Here is an 18,277-nt window from a genome sequence, read left to right as displayed (position 1 = left end):
GGGCACGCGATTACTTCTGGTCGGGCCTTAAGCGGCGACGCGGCTGGTGTGGCGGCCGAGCCCGGCGCGCGTGGTCAACAGCACGTACTTGTCCCCCTCGGCGAAGCAGCGCGAGCGATCCAGCCTCCACGCGTAGTCACGGGCGCCCTTGGCCCGCACGGCGATGACGCGCACCTCGCCGGGGACTTCGACCTCGTGTATCGGCTTGCCGACCAGGTCCGAGCCGGCCTCGGTGACGAACTCCGCGACCAACACCACGTGCCGGTACACCGAGAGCGTGCCGAGCACCTCCCGGCCCATCAGGGCCGCGGCGAAGGCCGGGGCGGCGAGGTAGGAGACCGAGCGGGACGCCGCGTTCGTGAAGGTGCGGTAGACCTGCGTGGCGAAGTCGTCGTCGAAGAGGCGCAGTACGACACGCACGTCCGGGGCCAGCGCTCTGGCTTCGAGCGCCGCCTCCAGGTTCGCCGCGTCGTCGCCGGTGAGGGCGAGCACGGCGCGACTGCGGTGAACGCGGGCCTTGCGCAGCTGGTCCTCCAGCGGCGCCTCGCCGACGAGCACCGGGATCTCCATGCCGCGGACCGCCGCGATGCCGCGCGCGGTGGGGTCCCGTTCGATGCAGACCACCGGAATGCCGAGCCGGTGGATCAAGGTCGCGACACGAGTGCCGACGTTGCCGAGCCCGAACACGACGACGTGGCCGCGTACGCCGGCGCTCGGCCGGCGGGCCAGCCCGGCGCGGCCCCGGGCCAGCGCATCCAACATGATCGCGGTGATCGCGGGGATGAACATGATGCCGCAGAAGGTGGTCACCACCTGCGCCGCGCGCTGCCATGCGCCGCCCGTCTGACTCGGCTGCCCGAGGACGTCGGGCTGCGCCGCGCCGGCCATGTCGAGCAGGGTGTCGTAGATCGCCCAGGCGAGGTGCCCGTTCAGGTACCAGACCACGAAGAAGGACGCGAGCACGGCGGCGAACGCGCCGAGGAAGACCCGGCTCAGCTGGTTCGCGCTGAGCAGCCGGCGCAGATCCACGATGCGCCAGCGCAGCCGCGAGTACCAGGCCGGCGTGTGGGGTCGCACCCCGTCGAGGAAACGCAGCACGGCGCGCGTACCCGGCGGCGGGGCGGCGACCGGCGTCCCGGCGGGAGTGAAGGCGAAGGCGCCGGCCCCACCGGGCGCGACGGGCGGATTGCGCGCCACTTCGCTGATCCAGGTCGCCGCCGGGCCGGGCGCGTCCGGCAGCAGCCGCATACGGGCCAGGTCCTGCTTGTCGATCCGGTCCGCGATCGTGCACAGGAAGTCCGCCGGATCGCCGCCGAGGCCGATCTCGACGCTCACGGAACGCGTGCCCACCTGCACCGAGTTCGGCCGGCGCAGCGCGGCGTTGACGAACGCGGGCGCCGCGGTCGCGGAACGGGAGAGTGCGGCGCAGTCGTTCAGCAGCCGCTCGACGTGCTTGCCGAGGCGCTGGTTGTACATCCGCAGCGCGACGCGGATCCCGGAGTTGAGGGCCTGGGCGCGCAGCGCGGTGTGGATGTTGCTCTGGTCGTCGCCGTCGACGAGCGCGATTCCGCGGGCGACGACGACCCCTGCGGCGCGCAGCGCCTCCTCGGTGATGGCGGGCACCGCGATCACCGAGCCCTCACCGAGGATCTTCGTGATCTGCGGCGCGTGGTCGCGGTCCCGGTTGGGCACGATCGCGACGACGGAGACCTCGTACAGTTCCGTCAGCTCCGCGACGAGGCGGTACGCCAGTGTGTTGGCGCCGCACACGATGTACTCGCTGGGCTTCTCGACCGGTCTCGGGGCCGCGGGGTCGCCGAACCGGCGTCTGCGATGACGTTGCCGAAGTCCTTGAGCATGCGCCGGCTCCGCGAGGTCCGGCGCTGGTCCAGGACCGGCGCCGGGTGGCGCTTCCCCCTCCTTCGGGGCTTCCGGCGGCCGAGCGGCGGTAGCGTCGGGCCCCGAAGCCGGCCCGTCGGCCTGCTCGGATCCCCGCCCTGGGTGCACCACGATCCCTGATCGTAGAGCCTGCGGCCCGGCCGCGTGCGAGCGCCCCGGCCCCGCGCCGCCGCGGGGTTCAGCTTCCGGCGCTCGCAGGGACCAGATGGGTGCTGAGCCACTGCAGCGCGGCGGGCACCTCGGCGTTCCAGGTGTTGAAGTTGTGGCCGCCGGAGGCTCTTATCAGGGTCGATACTCGCATCGGCGGCTTGGCGTCGCGGACGAACCGCAGCGTGGGCGCGTAGTTCGACTCCCCGGTGCGGCTGGTGGTCAGCAGCGCGGCGATCGGCGGCGCGGGCAGGTGCTCGATGCGCCACAGCAGGTCGTTGTGCTGCCGGAAGACCGGGTCCCCGCCGTACAGGTCGCCGGTCGTCGAGTCCTGCAATGCGTCGAAGTAGCCTGACAGGCTCGCCGCCGCGGAGAACCGGTCCGAGTCGAGCATCGCCAGCTTCAGCGCGCAGTAGCCGCCCGTGGAATCGCCGACCAGCCCCCAGCCGGAGGCCCGGCGGCTGACCCGGTAGGCGCGCTCGACGGCCGTGGTGACGTCCACGGACCAGAACTCGCCGGCGCGCGGGCCGCCGCCGGCCACGTCGGTGCACTCGGTGTCGCGGCCGGGGATGATCATCGGCGACATCATCACCAGCACCATCGGCTTGTCCTGCCCGGCCCGGATGCCGTCCACCAGGCGGGCCGGGTAGCGCAGCAGCGTGACGAGCTTGGTCACGTCGCCGGGGTAGCCGCTGGACACTATCGCGACCGGGAACAGGGTGTTGCTGAAGCCGGACTGGAAGTACTGCGGCGGCAGGTAGATCAGCGCGTGCGCGGACAGGCCGGTCAGCCGGCCGTGGACGGTGACGTCGTCGAGCCGGCCGCCCTGAGCGGGCTCGGCGCCACCCGCTATCGGCAGGCTGCTGTGGCTGTTGACCGTGATGTCCGCGCCGAGCGGCGCGGGCGCCGGGGCGGAGTAGCGGCCCGTCGCGACCGCGGCCAGGGCGCGCCACGAGGTGTAGAAGCCGAAGTAGTTGTTCGCGGCGGCCAGCGCCGTGGCGAGCAGCAGCAGCTGGGTGAGCACGAGCGCACCGATCCGCCCGGTGAGGGCGCGCGAACCGCGGCCGGCGAATCTCGGCCAGAAGCGGACCGCGGCGGCGAAGACCGCGACGGTCAGCACCATGAGCAGTACGAGGAGGGGAAGGCCGGTGAGGTTCATCGCGGCGGCCCCGCGGCCGTGGTCGCGGGGACCGGCCCGTAAGCGGGGACCGGCCTGTAGGTGGCGACGGGCGCGGGAATGGGCGCGCCGGGGGCCTCGATCCTCTCCGCGCTCATCATCGCCGCGTTCGCGACGTTGCTGGTTTTCATGACTGCGGGGCGCCGTTCGCCAGGGTCCGCGCGAGCCAGTCGAGCGCGGCGTACTCGCTGGTCGGGCCGGTCGTCGAGGTCACCTGGAGCGGCGGGCGTACCGGCCCGAGGATGGCCTGCGACGACGCGCCGGAGGCTGCCAGCAGCAGACGGCTGGGCGGCGCCGGATAGTTGCGCAGCCACCAGGCCGGGCCTCCGGTCGTGGCCGGCGACCCGGGAGCCCGCCACGGGCCGAACACGGCCGCCGCCGAATAGCGCCCGGCGTCTTCCACCGCCAGCGACAGCGCGCAGGCGTTGCCCGATCCGCTCGACAGCGCCCCCCACGCGGCCGGCTCCAGCCGCACGCGGTACGCGTCGGCGACCGCGGTACGCAGGTCCTGACCCCAGAACAGCTCTCCGGTCGGCGCATCGGCCTGGTTGACGCAGGGGATTGGGTGGTGCCCGTCGCCGCGCACTATGACGACGACGGCTCCGGGCTGCGCCGCGCTGGACATCAGTTCGGACGACAGGGTGCTGACACCTGGGTCCGCGGATTCGTCGACGACGATCGCGGGGTAGTAGCGGCGCGTGTCGGCGGGGGCGAAGTACTGCGGCGGCAGGAACACCTGAAGCCGGGTCGTGATGCCGCTGCGCAGACCGACGAGTGTCGTCGTGACGAGCGTGTCACCGGCCGCCTTTCCGGGCGCGTGGGAAGTACCGGGCGCCGCGGTCGCCGTCGTGCCGCCGTGCAACTGCGAGGCGTTGACGCCGGGCTGCACGCCCCCGGAGTCCTTGAGCTGATAACGCTGCGGTGCGACGCCGAACAGGTCGCTCCATGAGGTGTAGAACCCGAAGAGGTCGTTCGCCAGTGCCGCGACGGCGAGCGCCGCGGTGAGCTGGGCGGCGAGCATCAGTCCGATCCGGCCGGCCACCGGGCGCGCGCCGGGCCGGGCCAGCCGCGGCCAGAGCCACAGCGTCAAGCCGCAGGCCGCCAGCGCGGCCAGGCCGAGGGTCACCAGGAACAGCTTTCCCGTGATGCCCATGGCGGTCAGCCGTTGCTCCAGGCTTCGTACGCGGCGGTGACCTCGTCCACGTCGCCGTCCATGCGGATCAGGCCGGCTTCCAGCCAGATGGCGCGGTCGCAGATGTCGCGCACCGAACTGAGGGAGTGGCTGACCACGAACACGGTGCCCGCGTTGCGTCGCAGATCACGGATCCGCTCCTCGCTGCGCCGCTGGAAGCCCGCGTCGCCGGTGGCCAGCGCCTCGTCGATCAGCAGCACGTCGTGCAGCTTGACCGCGGCGATGGAGAAACGCAGCCGCGCGGCCTGCCCGGAAGAGTAGGTCTTCATCGGGCGCAGCGAGGTGTTCGGGGACTTCTCGTCGATTCCGGAGAACTCGATGATCGACTGGTACTTCTCCTTGACCTCGTTCGGGTGCAGGCCCATCGCCAGGCAGCCGAGCACGACGTTGCGCTCGCCGCTCAGGTCGTTCATCAGCGCCGCGTTCACGCCCAGCAGGCTCGGCTGGCCGTCGGTGTAGACGCCGCCGACCTTCTCGGCCGGCAACAGGCCCGCGATGGCGCGCAGCAGCGTGGACTTGCCGGAGCCGTTGGAGCCGATCAGGCCGATCGACTCGCCGCGCCGCGCGACGAAGGAGATGCCCTTGATCGCGTGCACGTCGCGCAGCGCGTCGTGCTTGCGGCGGTGGATCATCCGGTTGAGCGCACCGGTCGCGGCGCCGCGGGTGGCCCCGCTTCCGCCGTAGACCCGGTAGTGGACGTGCAGGTTCTCCACGACGACGGTCGGCGAGTTGCGCGCGGCCTCGGCGCGCCGTTTGGCCCGGCGTTCCAGCGCCTCTTCACGGGTCAGTTCCTCGCCGTCGACGAGGACCTTCCCGTCCGCCGGGATCAACTGCTCAGCCACGGCCGTAGGTCTCCTCACCCTGCCAGAAGTACAGATACCCGCCGATGCCGACGACGAGCGCCCAGATCACCAACCACAACCAGGCGTGCGGCGGCAGGAACATAGCGTTGGCGTAGCCGGTGGCGGTCTTCGGATCGCCGGTGGCCGGCACCTTGATCAGCTGGCCGCGGATCACCTGGATGAACAGCAGCGGCGGATTGTGGTCGAGGACCCACGTGACCGCGCCGGGGATGCGGTGCTTCCCGACCATGATCTTGATGCTGTAGAAGACGCCGGAGGCGTACATCCAGGTGCGCAGGACGAAGGGCAGCAGCTGGCTGGTGTCGGTGAGGATCGCGCCGAAGCGGGCCACGACCAGCGCCAGGCCGGTGTTGAAGACGAACTGCAGGGACAGCGCCGGGACGATCAGCAGCCAGTGCCAGGTGACCGGCTCGCCCTGGGCCAGCGCCACCGCGAAGAGGATCACCATCGCGATCATCAGCTGCTGGAGCTGGATGATCGTGATCGCGATGGGCAGGCTGGCGCGGGGGAAGTACAGCGCGCGGATCAGGTTCAGGTTGTCGCTGATCGCCCGCGAGCCGTAGAGCATCGCGGTCTGCATGAAGTTGAAGATGAAGACGCCGGCGACCAGGTAGACGATGAAGTCCGGGATGCCCTGCCGGGTGCCCAGCAGGATGCCGAAGATCAGGTAGTAGACCGCGACGTTGAGGATCGGGGTGAGCACCTGCCACAGCTGGCCGAGCCGGGAGCCGGAGTACAACGCCTGGTTGCGTGCGGTCGCCCAGGCCACGATGAAGTGCCTGGCCACCCACAGCCGGCGCGCGTACGCGACCGGGTTCGGCCGCGCCCCGGCGATCGCCAGGCCGTACTTGGCCGCCATTCCCGAGCCGCCGAGCTCCTGGTACTCCGGATCGGCGGCGGGCAGGCTGACCGGCTCGGACGGCTGCGCGCCCTGCTGCTGCGGCCCGGCCGCGACTGTCTGTGTGCCGCTCACTTCGACCCTTCTCGCCCTCATCGCCCTACTAGTCTGACCGAATCGGCCCGCCGCCGGTTTCCGTCCCGCCGCGGCAGGTGTTCAGCGCCGTCGGATGGCCGTCGGATGGCCGTCGGATGGCCGTCAGATGATCGGCGGCCGGCCGAGTCTGGCCATCCGCCAGACAGTACGCCATCGCATCGGCCGGCGCGGGCCGGCGCTCGTCCGCAGGCCCTCGGCGAATCCGCCGAGCCAGGCCCGCAACGCGGCCGGGTCGCGGGTGCGCAGCACGGTCAGCCCGGCCCACACGGCGAGGTACACGGGCACCAGCAGCCACGGCAGGTTCCGTTTGGCCAGCCATACCCGGTTCCGCGCGACCATGCGGTGATAAGTCATGTGCCGGGTGGGGGAAGTCGTCGGGTGGTGCAACGTCAGGTCCGCCCGGTACTCGATGCTCCACCCTGCGTCCAGTGCCCGCCACGCGAGGTCGGTCTCCTCGTGGAACAGGAAGAACTCCCCCGGCAGCAGCCCGACCTGTTCCAGCACGGCGGTGCGCACCGCGTTCGCGCCGCCGAGGAAGGTGGTGACGGTCGAGGAACGGTTCGGGTCACCGACCCGAACCCGGGGCACGTGGCGGCGCTGTACCGCGCCCGTCGCGGGATCGGTGATCCGGAACGAGACGATGCCGAGGCGCGGATCGGCTGCGAACGCGGCGCGTAGTTGTTCTGCGACCTGGTCGCCGTTGAGCGAGCCGTCGTCGTCGAGGGTCAGGATGACCTCGGGACGCTGCTGCGGGGGCAGGTCGAGCAGCAGCCGGTACCCCTCGTTACGCCCGGCCGGGATGCCGAGGTTCTCCGGAAGGTCCACGGTGCGCGCGCCGCCGAGGTCGGGCAGCGCGGACGCCTTGACCCCGTTGCCGACCACCACGACGTCGATCGGGTCGCCCTGCTGCTTGGCCACCGTGCGGATCAGCTCGGCCAGTTCCGCGGGGCGGTTGCCCATGGTGAGTATGACGGCGGCGAGTCTCATCCCTTGAGCCTGCTCGACATGACGATGGAGACGAAGTGGAGGAAGACCATGGCCAGCGCGATCGCCGCGAGGAGCGCGACGGCGAGCCGGGTGTAGAACAGGCCGCTCGCGCCGCCGCCGGCGACCGCGTCGAGAATCCCGGCGGCCAGGACCAGCAGCGAGGTCTCGATGACGACGATGAGCCGGTGCACCTTGAACGCGGAGGCCAGGACGCGGGCCCTGGCGACCTTCGTGGAGCGGGGCACGGACGCGCTCTCGGCGACGGCGGGCAGGCCGCTGCGGGCGCGGGCCACGTCCACCAGGTCGGTTTCGGACTTGACCACGAGGATCCCGGCGGCGGCCGCGAGGCCGAGGACCGCCCACGGTCCGGCGTGCAGGCGGTCCGCGCGGAAGCCGAGGCCGGCCAGGAACGCGGCCTCGACCGCGTACGCGCCGATCCGGTCGAGGTAGACCCCGACGATCGAGGTCTGCTTGCGCCAGCGGGCCAGTTCGCCGTCCACGCAGTCCAGCAACAGGTACACCTGGATCAGCAGCGCGCCGACCAGCGCACCGGCGAGCCCGGGGATCAGCAGCGCGGCGCCCGCGGCGAGCCCCGCGACGATCATCAGATAGGTGTAGCCGTTCGCCGAGATGGGCGAGTTGACGAGGCGTCGGGTGACGCGCAGCGAGACCCACCGCATATAGAGACGGCCGGCCCAGTGCTCGCCGCTGCGCCGCTGCATCTTCTCGGCGGGCTGGACGACGAGCCGCAACTCATCGAGCGTAGGTGTCGACATAGTCCTTCACCGCGTCGCGCAGTTCAGCTTCGGTCAGGTCGAGGTGTTCCAGAATGGTGTAGCGCCCGGGCCTCGTCCGCGGCGCGTAGGCTACCGCTTCCGTGAAACCGGCAGTATCAATGCCCAGATCCGCTGGCAGCGCGGCCAGCCCGTGTCTGCGCAAGGCGTCGACGAGCTGCCCGGCGCGTTCCGCGTCGCCGCGCAGGTGCGTGGCGAAGGCGGCGCCCAGGCCGACCTGTTCGCCGTGCTGGCCGTACCTTCCGGGGAAGAGCAGCACCAGCGCGTGCGAGATCTCGTGGCAGGCCCCTGAGCTGGGCCGGCTGTTGCCGGCCACGGACATGGCCAGGCCGGAGAGGACCAGCGCCTCGGCGAGCACGGCCAGGAAGGACTCGTCGCCGATGCCGCCGGGCTGGTGCAGGACGGCCTCGGCGGCGGTGCCCGCCATCGCGGCGGCCAGGCCGTCCACCGGCTCGCCGGTGGCCTCGTGCGACAGTTCCCAGTCGGCGAGCGCGGAGAGGTTGGACAGCGCCTCGCCGATGCCGGCGCGCACGAAGGCGCCCGGGGCGTCGCGCACGAGGTCGAGGTCCACGACGATGCCGATCGGGCCGGGAACGCCGTAGGAGCCGCGGCCCGCGTCGTTGTCCAGCGTGGAGACCGGGGAGCAGATGCCGTCGTGCGCGAGGTTGGTCGCGACGGCGACCATCGGCAGGCCGAGACGGGCTGCGGCGTACTTGGTGACGTCGATCACGCGGCCGCCGCCGAGCCCGACGATGGTGTCGTACGAGCCGAGGCCCTTGGCCCCGGGTTCGTGTCCGGCGGCGGAGGCGCGGATGCGGTCGGCCACGTCGACGGCGTCGTCGAGCCGACCGCCGCGGGTCGGGAACCAGCCGGCGTCGGCGGGCAGGAAGCCGTGCAGCCGCTCGCGCAGCGCGGTCCCGGAGCCCTCGCTGATGACGATGGCGAGCCGACCGGAGGTGGAGATCCGCTGGTCGGCGAGGATCGCGGGCAGTTCGCGGGCGACGCCTGCGCCGATCCGCACGGCCGCGGGACCCGGGATCAGCCGGGCGAGAACGGCCACTACCCGCGTCCGGCCGACGTGTCGGCGGCGGGCGTGCCGACGGCCGTGGCTGCGTTGGCTGCCGTGGCGCCGGCGGTGATCCGGCGGGCCTTCGCCAGGTCGTCGTGGTTGTCGATCTCGACCCAGTCGACCTCGCCGATCGGCCGCACGTCGATCCGGAATCCGCGGTCCACCAGTTCCTGGTAGCCGTCCTCGTAGTACAGCTGCGGGTCGCGCTCGAAGGTGGCCCGCAGCGCGTCGGACAGTTCGGCGCCGGCCCGCGGTTCGATCAGCGTGACGCCGATGTACTCGCCGGTGGCCTCGGCCGGTTCCATCAGCTTGGTGATCCGGCGCACCCCGTCCTCGGGGGTCCAGACGACCTTCATCTCCTCGTCGGCCAGCTTCTTGACCGTGTCGAGGGCCAGGATGATCCGCTGCTCGGGACCGCGCGCCGCGAGCAGGGTGCGCTCGACCGACGCTGGATGAACCGTGTCACCGTTGGCGAGGATCACGCCCTCGCTGAGCAAGTCACGCGCGCACCACAGCGAATAGGCGTTGTTCCACTCCTCGGCTTTGTCGTTGTGCACGAGGTGAAGAGTGACGCCGTATGCGGCTTCGAGCGCGGCTTTGCGTTCATGCACGGCCTCGGCGCGGTACCCGATGACGACGGCCGCGTCAGTCAGTCCCACTTCGGCGAAGTTGGCGAGCGTCAGGTCCATCACCGTGCGATCGCCGTCCACAGGCACCAACGCCTTGGGCAGCGTGTCCGTATATGGGCGCAGTCTGCGACCCGCCCCGGCGGCGAGGATAAGCCCGATCATGGTTCCTGTTCCGCGTTGCTCGATGTAGCCAGTGACTAGTGCGTGAATGCATCATGACGCATGCGCCAACCGGCCCACGCGGAGGCCACCATATCCGCGATGTCGTATCGCGCGGACCACCCCAGTTCGGCCTTGATACGGTCAGCCGACGCGATCGATCGGGCGCCGTCCCCGGGGCGCCGGGGCGTGACCTCGGGCACCAGGTCGCTGCCCGCGTGCTGAAGAATGCGGTCCACGAGCGCGCGGACCGAGACCCCTTCGCCGCGGCCGATGTTGAGCGTGAGCGCGGCGTGCTCGTCGTGTCCCAGGCGGCGGGCCGCGGCGACGTGCGCGCCGGCGATGTCGCTGACGTGGACGTAGTCGCGGATCGCGGTGCCGTCCGGGGTGTCGTAGTCGTCGCCGAAGATGCGCGGCGGCAGCCCGGCGTCGATGCGCTCGAACACCATGGGTACGACGTTGAGCGCGGTCGGGTCGCTGAGCTCGGGTGACGCCGCACCGGCCACGTTGAAGTAGCGCAGGTTCGCGTAGGACAGGCCGTGCGCGTGCGCGGTGTCCCGGATCAGCCACTCACCGACGAGTTTGGTTTCGCCGTAGGGCGACTGGGGCTCGCAGGGCGTGTCCTCGGTGATCAGCGGCACGTCCGGCGAGCCGTATACCGCGGCGGAGGAGGAGAAGACCAGACGGCGTACCCCGGCCGCGACCATGGCTTCGAGCAGGACGCGCAGGCCGCCGACGTTCTGCTCGTAGTACCAGAGCGGCTTCTCGACCGACTCGCCGACCTGCTTCTTCGCCGCGATGTGCACGACGCCGCCGATCCGGTGCTCGGCGAAGACGCGGCCGAGCGCGTCCCGGTCGAGCACGGAGGCGACTTCCAGCGGGACGCCGTCCGGCACCCGGCGTTTGTCCCCGCTGGACAGGTCGTCCAGCACGGCCACGCGCGCGCCGTCCGCGAGCAGTGCGCGCACGACGTGCGACCCGATGTATCCGGCGCCTCCGGTTACCAGCCACGTCATGATGTCGACCCTATCCGAGCGCCTTCGACCGTTCGGCGATGATCACGTAATACGTCTGTGACAACCGCCTATCGCAGCACGAGTGAGATCATCCGCTCCCAGCGTTCGACGATCCGGTCCGGCGCGTAGGCGGAGACGCTCTCCAGCGCGGCCTTGCCCATGGTCGCCCGCTCCCCCGCGTCGTCCATCAGCCGGCCGAGGGCCGCGGCGAGGGCTTCGGTGTTTCCGGGCGGGACGAGCAGGCCGTTGACGCCGTCGCGCACGAGTTCGTGCACGCCCGGCGCGCAGTCGAAGGCGACGCACGGCAGGGCGCAGGCCATGGCTTCGAGCAGCGACATCGGGAAGCCCTCGGCGCGGGAGGCGCTGACGAAGATCGAGCCTTGGACCAGTGCGGCCGCGATGTCGCCGGTCTGCCCGGCGAAGTCGACCCCGGCGCCGGCCGTGAGCGCCTCGGCCTGCTCGCGCAGCGCCTGCTGCTGCGGTCCCGAGCCGTAGATGCGCAGCGTCCAGCCGGGCCGGTTGCCGCTCGCCGCGCGCCAGGCGTCGAGCAGCAGATCGAACCCCTTCTCCTGGGAGAGGCGGCCCGCGGCGATCACGACGCGCGCGCCGGGGTCGGCTCCGCCGAGGGCCGGGATCGGCAGCGGGTTGGGGATGGCGGCGGCGTTGTTCATGCCCTGACGCGTCCACTCGCGCGCGTCATCCTCGGTGAGCGAGACGAAGCGCGCCGCGGTCCGGTACAGCCTGCGCACGCGCCGGCCGCGGCTCGACGCGTTGGCGGCGGCGTACGACTCGTGGCTCATCGCGATGACCGGCAGGCTGCGCGGCGCGGCCGGGGCGACCCACTCCATCGCGTGCACCTGTGCGCAGATGACAACGGCGTCGCCGGGGTCTGACGCGGTCTCGAAGAGGGCGCGCAGTCGTTTGGCGCCGGAGCGCTGAACCGCTTGCCAGCGCCTGTGCCGGGCGTAGGCGAGCGGATTGGCGATGCGGGAGAGCAGCGCGGGTCTCGGCCTGGCGCCGTACCGGTCCGGGTGGATGACGTGGGTCTGATACCGGGGTGCGACCGGCTCGCCGTCCGGGCCGGTGCCGACGAGTTCGTGCGGCTGCCTGACCGCGAACACGCCGACGAGGTGCACCCGGTGCCCGCGCTCGGCGAGGAGTTCGCCCACGCGCTGTGCCCAGCGCTGCACGCCGCCGAGTTCGTGGATCGTGTTGCAGACGATGAAGACGTCAGTCATCGCGCGCCGCCTCTGCCGCCGAAGAACCGCGCGACGACCTGTTCGGCCGCCGTTCCGGTCTCGTACTCGCCGAACTCGTGGGCGAACCGTTTGCGCGCCTGCGCGTATGCGTCGTCCGCACCTGCATCCGCCCCGGCGAAGCCCTCGACGGCCGCGAACAGTTCGTCCTGGCCGGTGGTGAACGGGCCGGGTGCGCGCTGCGCGAGGTCGAAGTAGGTGCCGCGGTCCTGCGCGTAAGTGCGCGCGTCCGGCGCGAAGAACAACAGCGGCCGGTCGAGCAGCGCGTAGTCGAACATCACGGAGGAGTAGTCGGTCAGCAGGCCGTCCGCGACCAGCATCAGCTCGGTTATGTCCGGGTACGTCGACACATCGCGGATCGCGTCGCCGGCCTCCTGCGGGACCCGCACGTGGTTGAGGTAGTGCGCGCGCACCAGCAGCAGCAGACGCTCGCCGAAGCGTCCGGCGAATTCGGCGAGGTCGAATCCGGGCTCGAAGGCGCCGGAGGTGTTCCGGAAGGTGGGCGCGTACAGTAGGACTCTGCGACCCTCGGGGATGTCAAGTCGTTGCCGCAGCTGCGCCGCGCGTTCGTCCCGGTCCGGGGCCAGCAGCAGATCGTTGCGCGGGTAGCCGACGCGCAGCGGCTCGGCCCGCAGCTCGAAGGCTTCAACCAGGGTCCTGATGTCGTACTCGGAGCGGACCAGGAAGTGGTCGAAGCGGCCGACGGCCTTGGCCAGTCTCGTGCGGTCGGCCTCCAGCATGGCGCGCACCTGCGGGGCGTTCACGCCCATGCGCTTGAGCGCGGTGCCGTGCCAGGTCTGGATGTAGGTCGTGACGCGGCGCTTGCGGATCCACTGCGGGAAGCCCTGGTTGTCCACCCAGAACTCGGCGCGGGCCAGCGCTCGCAGATAGGCCCAGGAGTTGCGCCTGACCAGGGTGGCGTCCTTGGGGAAACCGGCGCTGCTCTTGGCGTAGGACCAGTAGACCTTGCCGCGGTATCCCGAGCGGCGCAGTGCCTCGTATATGTACTTGGGGCTGTCGCTGTAGGAACCGCCCATGTGGGACTCGAACACGACCGAGCCTCGTCGCAGCGGCAGGCGGGTGAGCAGGCGCGTGTAGACCTCGCGCTTGATCCGCGGATCGTTGACGATCTGAGCGCGCCGGTAGAGCCGTTGCGCGATCCGCAGCACTCTCGCGCTGCGCGCGCTCGTGCCGGACTGGCTGAACGGCGCGGTCACCGCGCGGGCGATCGGATTGCGGGCGACGAGGTTGAGCGTGAACAAGCCGCGATGGTTGATCGCGGCGACCCATTCGTCGCCCACCGCGCGGGTGAGCAGAGGACGGGCCGGAAACGTCAGGGGCTTGTCGTGTAGGTCGTGTAGGTCGTGCGGGTCGTGCGCGCCGTCGGGCAGGCGCAGCGCGGTGATCTTCGACTCGGCGGTGCCGAGCCGGCCGGCGGTCAGTCGCAGCCGGACCTCCCACACCTGGTCGACGATGCCGACGGGCCGCACCGTCTTGGTCGGGTTCAGTTGCGCGGCCCACAGGATCCGGCCACCCTCGTGCCGGACCTCGGCGGCCTTGACCCGGTACTTGCGGACCGCCCGCGCCACCGGGCGGATCTCGAACGACGCCGACAGGTCCGCGTCCCGCGGGATGCGGCCGAGCGGATTGACGGTCTCGCCCTCGATCCGGACCTGCCCGTCGCCGAGCGCGCGCATCCCGGTCAGGCGGGAGGCGAGGTTCGCCCGGCTGTACGGGACGTGTGACCATCCCAGGCCAGTCACGTCCAGCGCGGCGCGTCCCGGCTGCGTGTCGAGGTGCGCGTCACACCAGTACACGCGGCCGTCGTGTTCGACGAGGTCGGAGGTGATCCTGGTGCGCTCCAGGGCCTTCGCGCTCTCGCGGGTCCGGTCGAGCAGGTGCTCGCAGACCGTGACCAGGTTCGGCCAGTCGTCCTCAAGCAGCAGGTACGCGCCCGCGACGGCGGCCCGGTGCGGGCAGCGCTCGAATGCCTCCGGTCGCAGGGTGCGCAGATAGTCGCGGAACATGCCGGTGAACTCGGCGATGTACGCGGGCTCCTGATAGGGCAGGTCGCGTAGGTACAGCACCAGGTCGTGCTCGATGAACTTCGCGTCCTTGGCGATCTTCACCTCGGGGTCGCCGCCGCCGTCCAGCCAGGCGGCGATCGCCTCGTCGATCAACCGGTGGATCGCGATCCGGTCGCGCACGTTGGAGATCTCGTCGCGGCGGTTCGAGATCGACTTCTGCGCGGCGCGCACGACGACGTTCCAGAAGTACACGGTCTGCGGGATCAGCACGATGCGGTCGGCGGCCAGGTAGGCCTTCGCCGAGAAGAGCAGATCCTCGTAGTGGTAGCCGACGGGGAAGCGCAGCGCGTGCCCGTCGAGGCCGTGCCCGTCGAGACCGTGCCCATTCAAGCTGTGCCCATTCAAGCTGTGCCCATTCAAGAACGCGCGCCGGTAGCACTTGTTGGTCGACAGCGTGTCGCGCAGCAAGTCAGGCAGCTGCGAGACGCCGTCGAGCACCCGCTGCTCGGCGTACATCTCGGGCCACCACGGGACGGACTCGGTCAGGCCGGAGCGGTTGTGGTGCACCCGCACGCATACGCCGGAGACCAGGTCCGCGTCGTGTTCTTCAGCCGCCTGGAGCATGTTCAGACAGGCGTGCATGTCGAGCGTGTCGTCTGAGTCGAGGAACATCACGTAGGTGCCGCGCGCGGCGTCGATGCCGGCGTTGCGCGGCGCCGAGCAGCCGCCGCTGTTCTGCGCGAGCCGCAGGTAGCGCACGCGCTCGTGTTCGGCGGCGAGCCGGGTGGCGACCCGCTCGGTGGCGTCCGTCGAGCAGTCGTCGACGATGACCACTTCGAGGTTGCGCAGCGTCTGGCGCAGGACGGAGTCGACGGCCGCGGGTAGCCGGGCGGCGTCGTTGTACACGATGACGACGACGGTGACGTCCGGCGCGGTGCCACTGACGTCCGGCGGGGCGGTCTCACTCGGCACGCAGCGTCCTCACTGACTCGTTCTCGGCCCCCCGCGCCCGGGCGGCGCTTCAACCGCGCTCCGGCCAGGCTCACCGGCCAGGTTCACCGGCGATCGCTGCTCGATGGTAGCCGACGGCCGTGAAGGACTACGGTTGCCGGGACTGTAGCCGGGACTATGGTTGCCGCCGGGCCAAAAACTTGACGAAAGGCCGCCGAGTGCGCATTCCCACGATCGCGGTGCTGACCGGTCCCCAGCCGGTTGACGGGGACGGGCTGTTGCGGGCGGATCTGGCCGCTCTCGGCGCGACCGTCGTCGACGCGGACGGTCCCGCGGCCGCGGCGCGCGCCGTGGCCAGCGCGTCCACGGCCGGCCGAGTGGCGCTGGTGGACCGCAGGCTGGTCGCGCACCGGCACGCGCTGCGGCTGGCGATCGACGACCCGCGCTGGGCCGCCACGCACGCGACCGGGGTGCTGACCGTGTCCGGGCCGGCCCGCGAACTGCTGGCGACCAGGTTGCGTACGCTGCCCGATCTGACCGCGCACCGGGTCGAGGGGATCTCACCTGCGGCCAAGCTGACCGCCCCGCGGCCGCTCGTCCCGGACGCGCTGGCCGAGCAGCTGGCCGAGCAGCTGCCGATCCACGAGGTCGCGCTTCCGGCGGGCTTGGTCGCGACGCTGGTCGACGCGCCGCTGTCTGCCCGGAAGGACGCGTACGACCGGGTGGCGCGCACGGACGGTGAGGCGATCCGGCTGCGCAGGGCGGTCAAGACCGACGACGGCTTGTTCACGACGGTCTTCGTGTCGTCCTACTCGCGTTTCCTGGCGCGGTGGTGCGCGCAGCGGGGGTTGAGTCCGAACCTGATCACGACGCTGTCCCTGCTGGTGGCGGTGGTCGGCGCGATCGCGGCGGCAACGGGCACGCGCGGCGGTTACGTGGCCGCGGCGGTCGCGCTGTACGTCTCGTTCGTGCTGGACTGCACGGACGGCCAGTTGGCCCGCTACGCGCTGAACTTCTCCCGGGTCGGCTCGTGGCTGGACGCGACCTGCGACCGGGTGAAGGAGTACGCGGTCTACGCCGGCCTCGCCTTCGGCTCGGCTCGCCACGGCGACGACGTCTGGCTTCTGGCGGCGCTCGCGATGGCGCTGCAGACGGTCCGTCACCACGTGGATTTCGCCTTCCATGAAGCGAAGCGGAGTGAGACGGCACAGCATGAAGCGAAGCGGAGTGAGACGGCACAGCATGAAGCGAAGCGGAGTGAGACGGCACAGCATGAAGCGAAGCGGAGTGAGACGGCACAGCATGAAGCGAAGCGGAGTGAGACGGCACAGCATGAAGCGAAGCGGAGTGAGACGGCACAGCATGAAGCGAAGCGGAGTGAGACGGCACAGCATGAAGCGAAGCGGAGTGAGACGGCACAGCATGAAGCGAAGCGGAGTGAGACGGCACAGCACGAAGCGAAGCGTGCGACGCTCGCGGACGACCAGTCGGCCGGGTCCTTGCCGGACAGCCCGAGCAAGAGCCTGTCGTACTGGGCGCGCAAGGTGGTCATCCTGCCCATCGGTGAGCGCTGGGCACTGATCGCGTTGCTCACGGCGCTGAGCAAGCCGCGCACGACGTTCACCGTGCTGCTCATCTGGGGCCTGATCGCGGCCGCGTACACGACCGCCGGGCGCGTGCGGCGTTCCCTTGCCGGGCCGGACGTTCCTCGTGGCCCGGCGGCGACCGACGCACTGTATGCGATGTCTGATATCCTCGCGCGGCCGCTGGCCGAGGCCCGCCGGCTCGGTTCGAAGCTCGGCTGGCTGGTGCCTCCGGTGTACCACGCATTCGAATACGCGATCGCGATCGCGCTGGCAGCAGAGATCCACGGCGCGATGCCGGTCGCGTTCGCGTACTTGGGCGCGGTCATGTACCACCACTACGACATCGTGTACCGCATCCGTGCGTCGGTGCCGGTGCCTCGATGGCTGACGATCGCGGGCGCGCTCGGATTCGAAGGCAGGGTCGTGATCCTGGTTCTGGCCAGTTTCATTCCGGCGCACCCGGCGCACCACGGGCTGACCTACGCGTTCGTGGCGCTCGCGGCGTATCTGTGGGCTCTGTTCCTGACCGAATCCGTGCGCTTCTGGCTTCGCCCGACCACGGCGCTGCTGCCGGCCGACGCGGGGTGAACCCTCGCCTCTGCCTCGCCTCTGCCTCTGCCTCTGCCTCGGCCACGGGCGCCGCACCGGCGTGCCGGCGTGCCGGCGCCGGGCGCATCGATGCGGATGTGATGGTCGCAGACGCGTCCGGTTTCCTCTCGGTGGACTGATCGCCGGCGCGGGGTGGGGCCGGCACCACCCCGAAGACTGACTCTGCCCCCCGTGCAGGCCGGATCGCGGTTCGCAAGACTCTTCGCGTCCGGTTCGCCAGTCGAGGACATCGGGGAGTTTATTGACCCGTGGGTCTTTCCTGTTGTGGTCAGGACGCTGCGTAGGCGACTTCGGGTTTGTGGAAGAAGGAGATCACGCGGGCTGGCTGCTTCTGGAGGCGGTGTAGGTGGGCTCTGATGGCGGCGGCCATGGCGAGCCGGTTGCGGGGTGCTGCCTTGTTCGCGACCTCGGCTTGGTGTCGCCGTTGAGTAGTTCCACCGGGTTGAGTTCGGGGGCGTAGCCGGGCAGGAAGTGCTGGACGATGCCCGGTGCTTACCCGCCGATCAGCGTGGCCGAGTTGCTGAACCACACCAGCGGGCTGCCCGCCGCGCACGTGGGCGACGATGAGGGAGACCCGGCCGGGTTCGTCGCGCACCGCTTCGAGCATCCGACGCCGCGGGACGTCGTCGGGTCGCTCGCCGGTGAGCCGATGGCATTCACTCCGGGGACCGCGCAGCAGTACAACGGCGTGAACTACTTCCTGCTCGGGATGCTGATCGAACGGGTGGCCGGGCGCGGCTACGCCGACACGGTGGACGCGCGGATAATCAAGCCCCTGAGGTTGCACGACACCTCGGTGCCGGCCGCCACTTCCTACCGGATCTCGGGGCCGCGCCTGCACGGTTACCTCGCCGTGCCGGACGCTTCGGGCTCGACGACGACGCTCGTCAACGTGGGGGCCGCGCCTGCACGGTTACCTCGC

Annotated in this window: 12 protein-coding genes and 2 pseudogenes; 2 read left to right on the top strand and 12 right to left on the bottom strand. The window is 70.9% G+C overall.

The features are described 5' to 3' along the window. Positions 1-27: 27 nt before the first annotated feature. The 12 genes and pseudogenes from KGA66_RS05920 to KGA66_RS31450 form a co-directional block, all read right to left on the bottom strand. Entirely contained in the window at positions 28-1,770 is a 1,743-nt protein-coding gene (locus KGA66_RS05920; protein WP_211465387.1) for an NAD-binding protein, read from the bottom strand. A gap of 307 nt (positions 1,771-2,077) precedes the next feature. Continuing rightward, positions 2,078-3,205: an alpha/beta hydrolase gene (locus KGA66_RS05915; RefSeq protein ID WP_211465385.1), complete on the bottom strand. Its 1,128-nt coding sequence runs from the start codon at positions 3,203-3,205 to the stop codon at positions 2,078-2,080. A gap of 145 nt (positions 3,206-3,350) precedes the next feature. Continuing rightward, positions 3,351-4,376: a hypothetical protein gene (locus KGA66_RS05910; RefSeq protein WP_211465383.1), complete on the bottom strand. Its 1,026-nt coding sequence runs from the start codon at positions 4,374-4,376 to the stop codon at positions 3,351-3,353. 5 nt (positions 4,377-4,381) lie between these two features. Further along, the gene (locus KGA66_RS05905; RefSeq protein WP_369015822.1) at positions 4,382-5,185 is read right to left on the bottom strand and encodes an ABC transporter ATP-binding protein; all 804 of its coding nucleotides are present in this window, start codon (positions 5,183-5,185) and stop codon (positions 4,382-4,384) included. 64 nt (positions 5,186-5,249) lie between these two features. Next, positions 5,250-6,251, bottom strand: coding sequence for an ABC transporter permease (locus KGA66_RS05900; protein ID WP_211465379.1), 1,002 nt, complete (start codon positions 6,249-6,251; stop codon positions 5,250-5,252). A 123-nt stretch (positions 6,252-6,374) separates the two neighbouring features. Beyond that, entirely contained in the window at positions 6,375-7,259 is an 885-nt protein-coding gene (locus KGA66_RS05895; RefSeq protein WP_211465377.1) for a glycosyltransferase family 2 protein, read from the bottom strand. Next, a complete protein-coding gene (locus tag KGA66_RS05890) occupies positions 7,256-8,035 on the bottom strand; it encodes a CDP-alcohol phosphatidyltransferase family protein (RefSeq protein ID WP_211465375.1) in 780 nt (259 codons plus the stop codon). The genes KGA66_RS05895 and KGA66_RS05890 overlap by 4 nt, the downstream gene beginning before the upstream one ends. Then, positions 8,013-9,113, bottom strand: a complete 1,101-nt coding sequence (locus KGA66_RS05885; protein WP_211465373.1) for an iron-containing alcohol dehydrogenase family protein — start codon at positions 9,111-9,113, stop codon at positions 8,013-8,015. The genes KGA66_RS05890 and KGA66_RS05885 overlap by 23 nt, the downstream gene beginning before the upstream one ends. 77 nt (positions 9,114-9,190) lie before the next feature. Continuing rightward, positions 9,191-9,913 (bottom strand): annotated as a pseudogene (locus KGA66_RS05880) (phosphocholine cytidylyltransferase family protein); the annotation flags it as partial. Between the two features lie 35 nt (positions 9,914-9,948). Further along, the gene (gene galE, locus KGA66_RS05875; protein WP_211465369.1) at positions 9,949-10,926 is read right to left on the bottom strand and encodes a UDP-glucose 4-epimerase GalE; all 978 of its coding nucleotides are present in this window, start codon (positions 10,924-10,926) and stop codon (positions 9,949-9,951) included. A gap of 68 nt (positions 10,927-10,994) precedes the next feature. Beyond that, positions 10,995-12,164: a glycosyltransferase gene (locus KGA66_RS05870; protein WP_211465367.1), complete on the bottom strand. Its 1,170-nt coding sequence runs from the start codon at positions 12,162-12,164 to the stop codon at positions 10,995-10,997. Continuing rightward, complete coding sequence (locus KGA66_RS31450) at positions 12,161-15,181, bottom strand: bifunctional glycosyltransferase/CDP-glycerol:glycerophosphate glycerophosphotransferase (RefSeq protein WP_211465364.1); 3,021 nt, start codon at positions 15,179-15,181, stop codon at positions 12,161-12,163. The genes KGA66_RS05870 and KGA66_RS31450 overlap by 4 nt, the downstream gene beginning before the upstream one ends. Before the next feature lie 197 nt (positions 15,182-15,378). On the opposite strand from KGA66_RS31450, the gene KGA66_RS05860 reads away from it, so the two are divergent. Both KGA66_RS05860 and KGA66_RS31995 read left to right on the top strand, forming a co-directional pair. Next, on the top strand, positions 15,379-17,334 hold the full coding sequence (locus KGA66_RS05860) for a DUF5941 domain-containing protein (protein WP_211465362.1): 1,956 nt from the start codon (positions 15,379-15,381) through the stop codon (positions 17,332-17,334). Between the two features lie 502 nt (positions 17,335-17,836). Further along, positions 17,837-18,157, top strand: a pseudogene (locus KGA66_RS31995) (serine hydrolase domain-containing protein); the annotation flags it as partial. Between the last annotated feature and the right edge of the window lie 120 nt (positions 18,158-18,277).

This window comes from Actinocrinis puniceicyclus (assembly GCF_018283645.1).
In the GTDB taxonomy this organism is placed as follows: Bacteria; Actinomycetota; Actinomycetes; order Streptomycetales; family Catenulisporaceae; genus Actinocrinis; species Actinocrinis puniceicyclus.
Note: the sequence above shows the minus strand (reverse complement) of the source record. Positions and strands in the feature narration are given on the sequence as shown.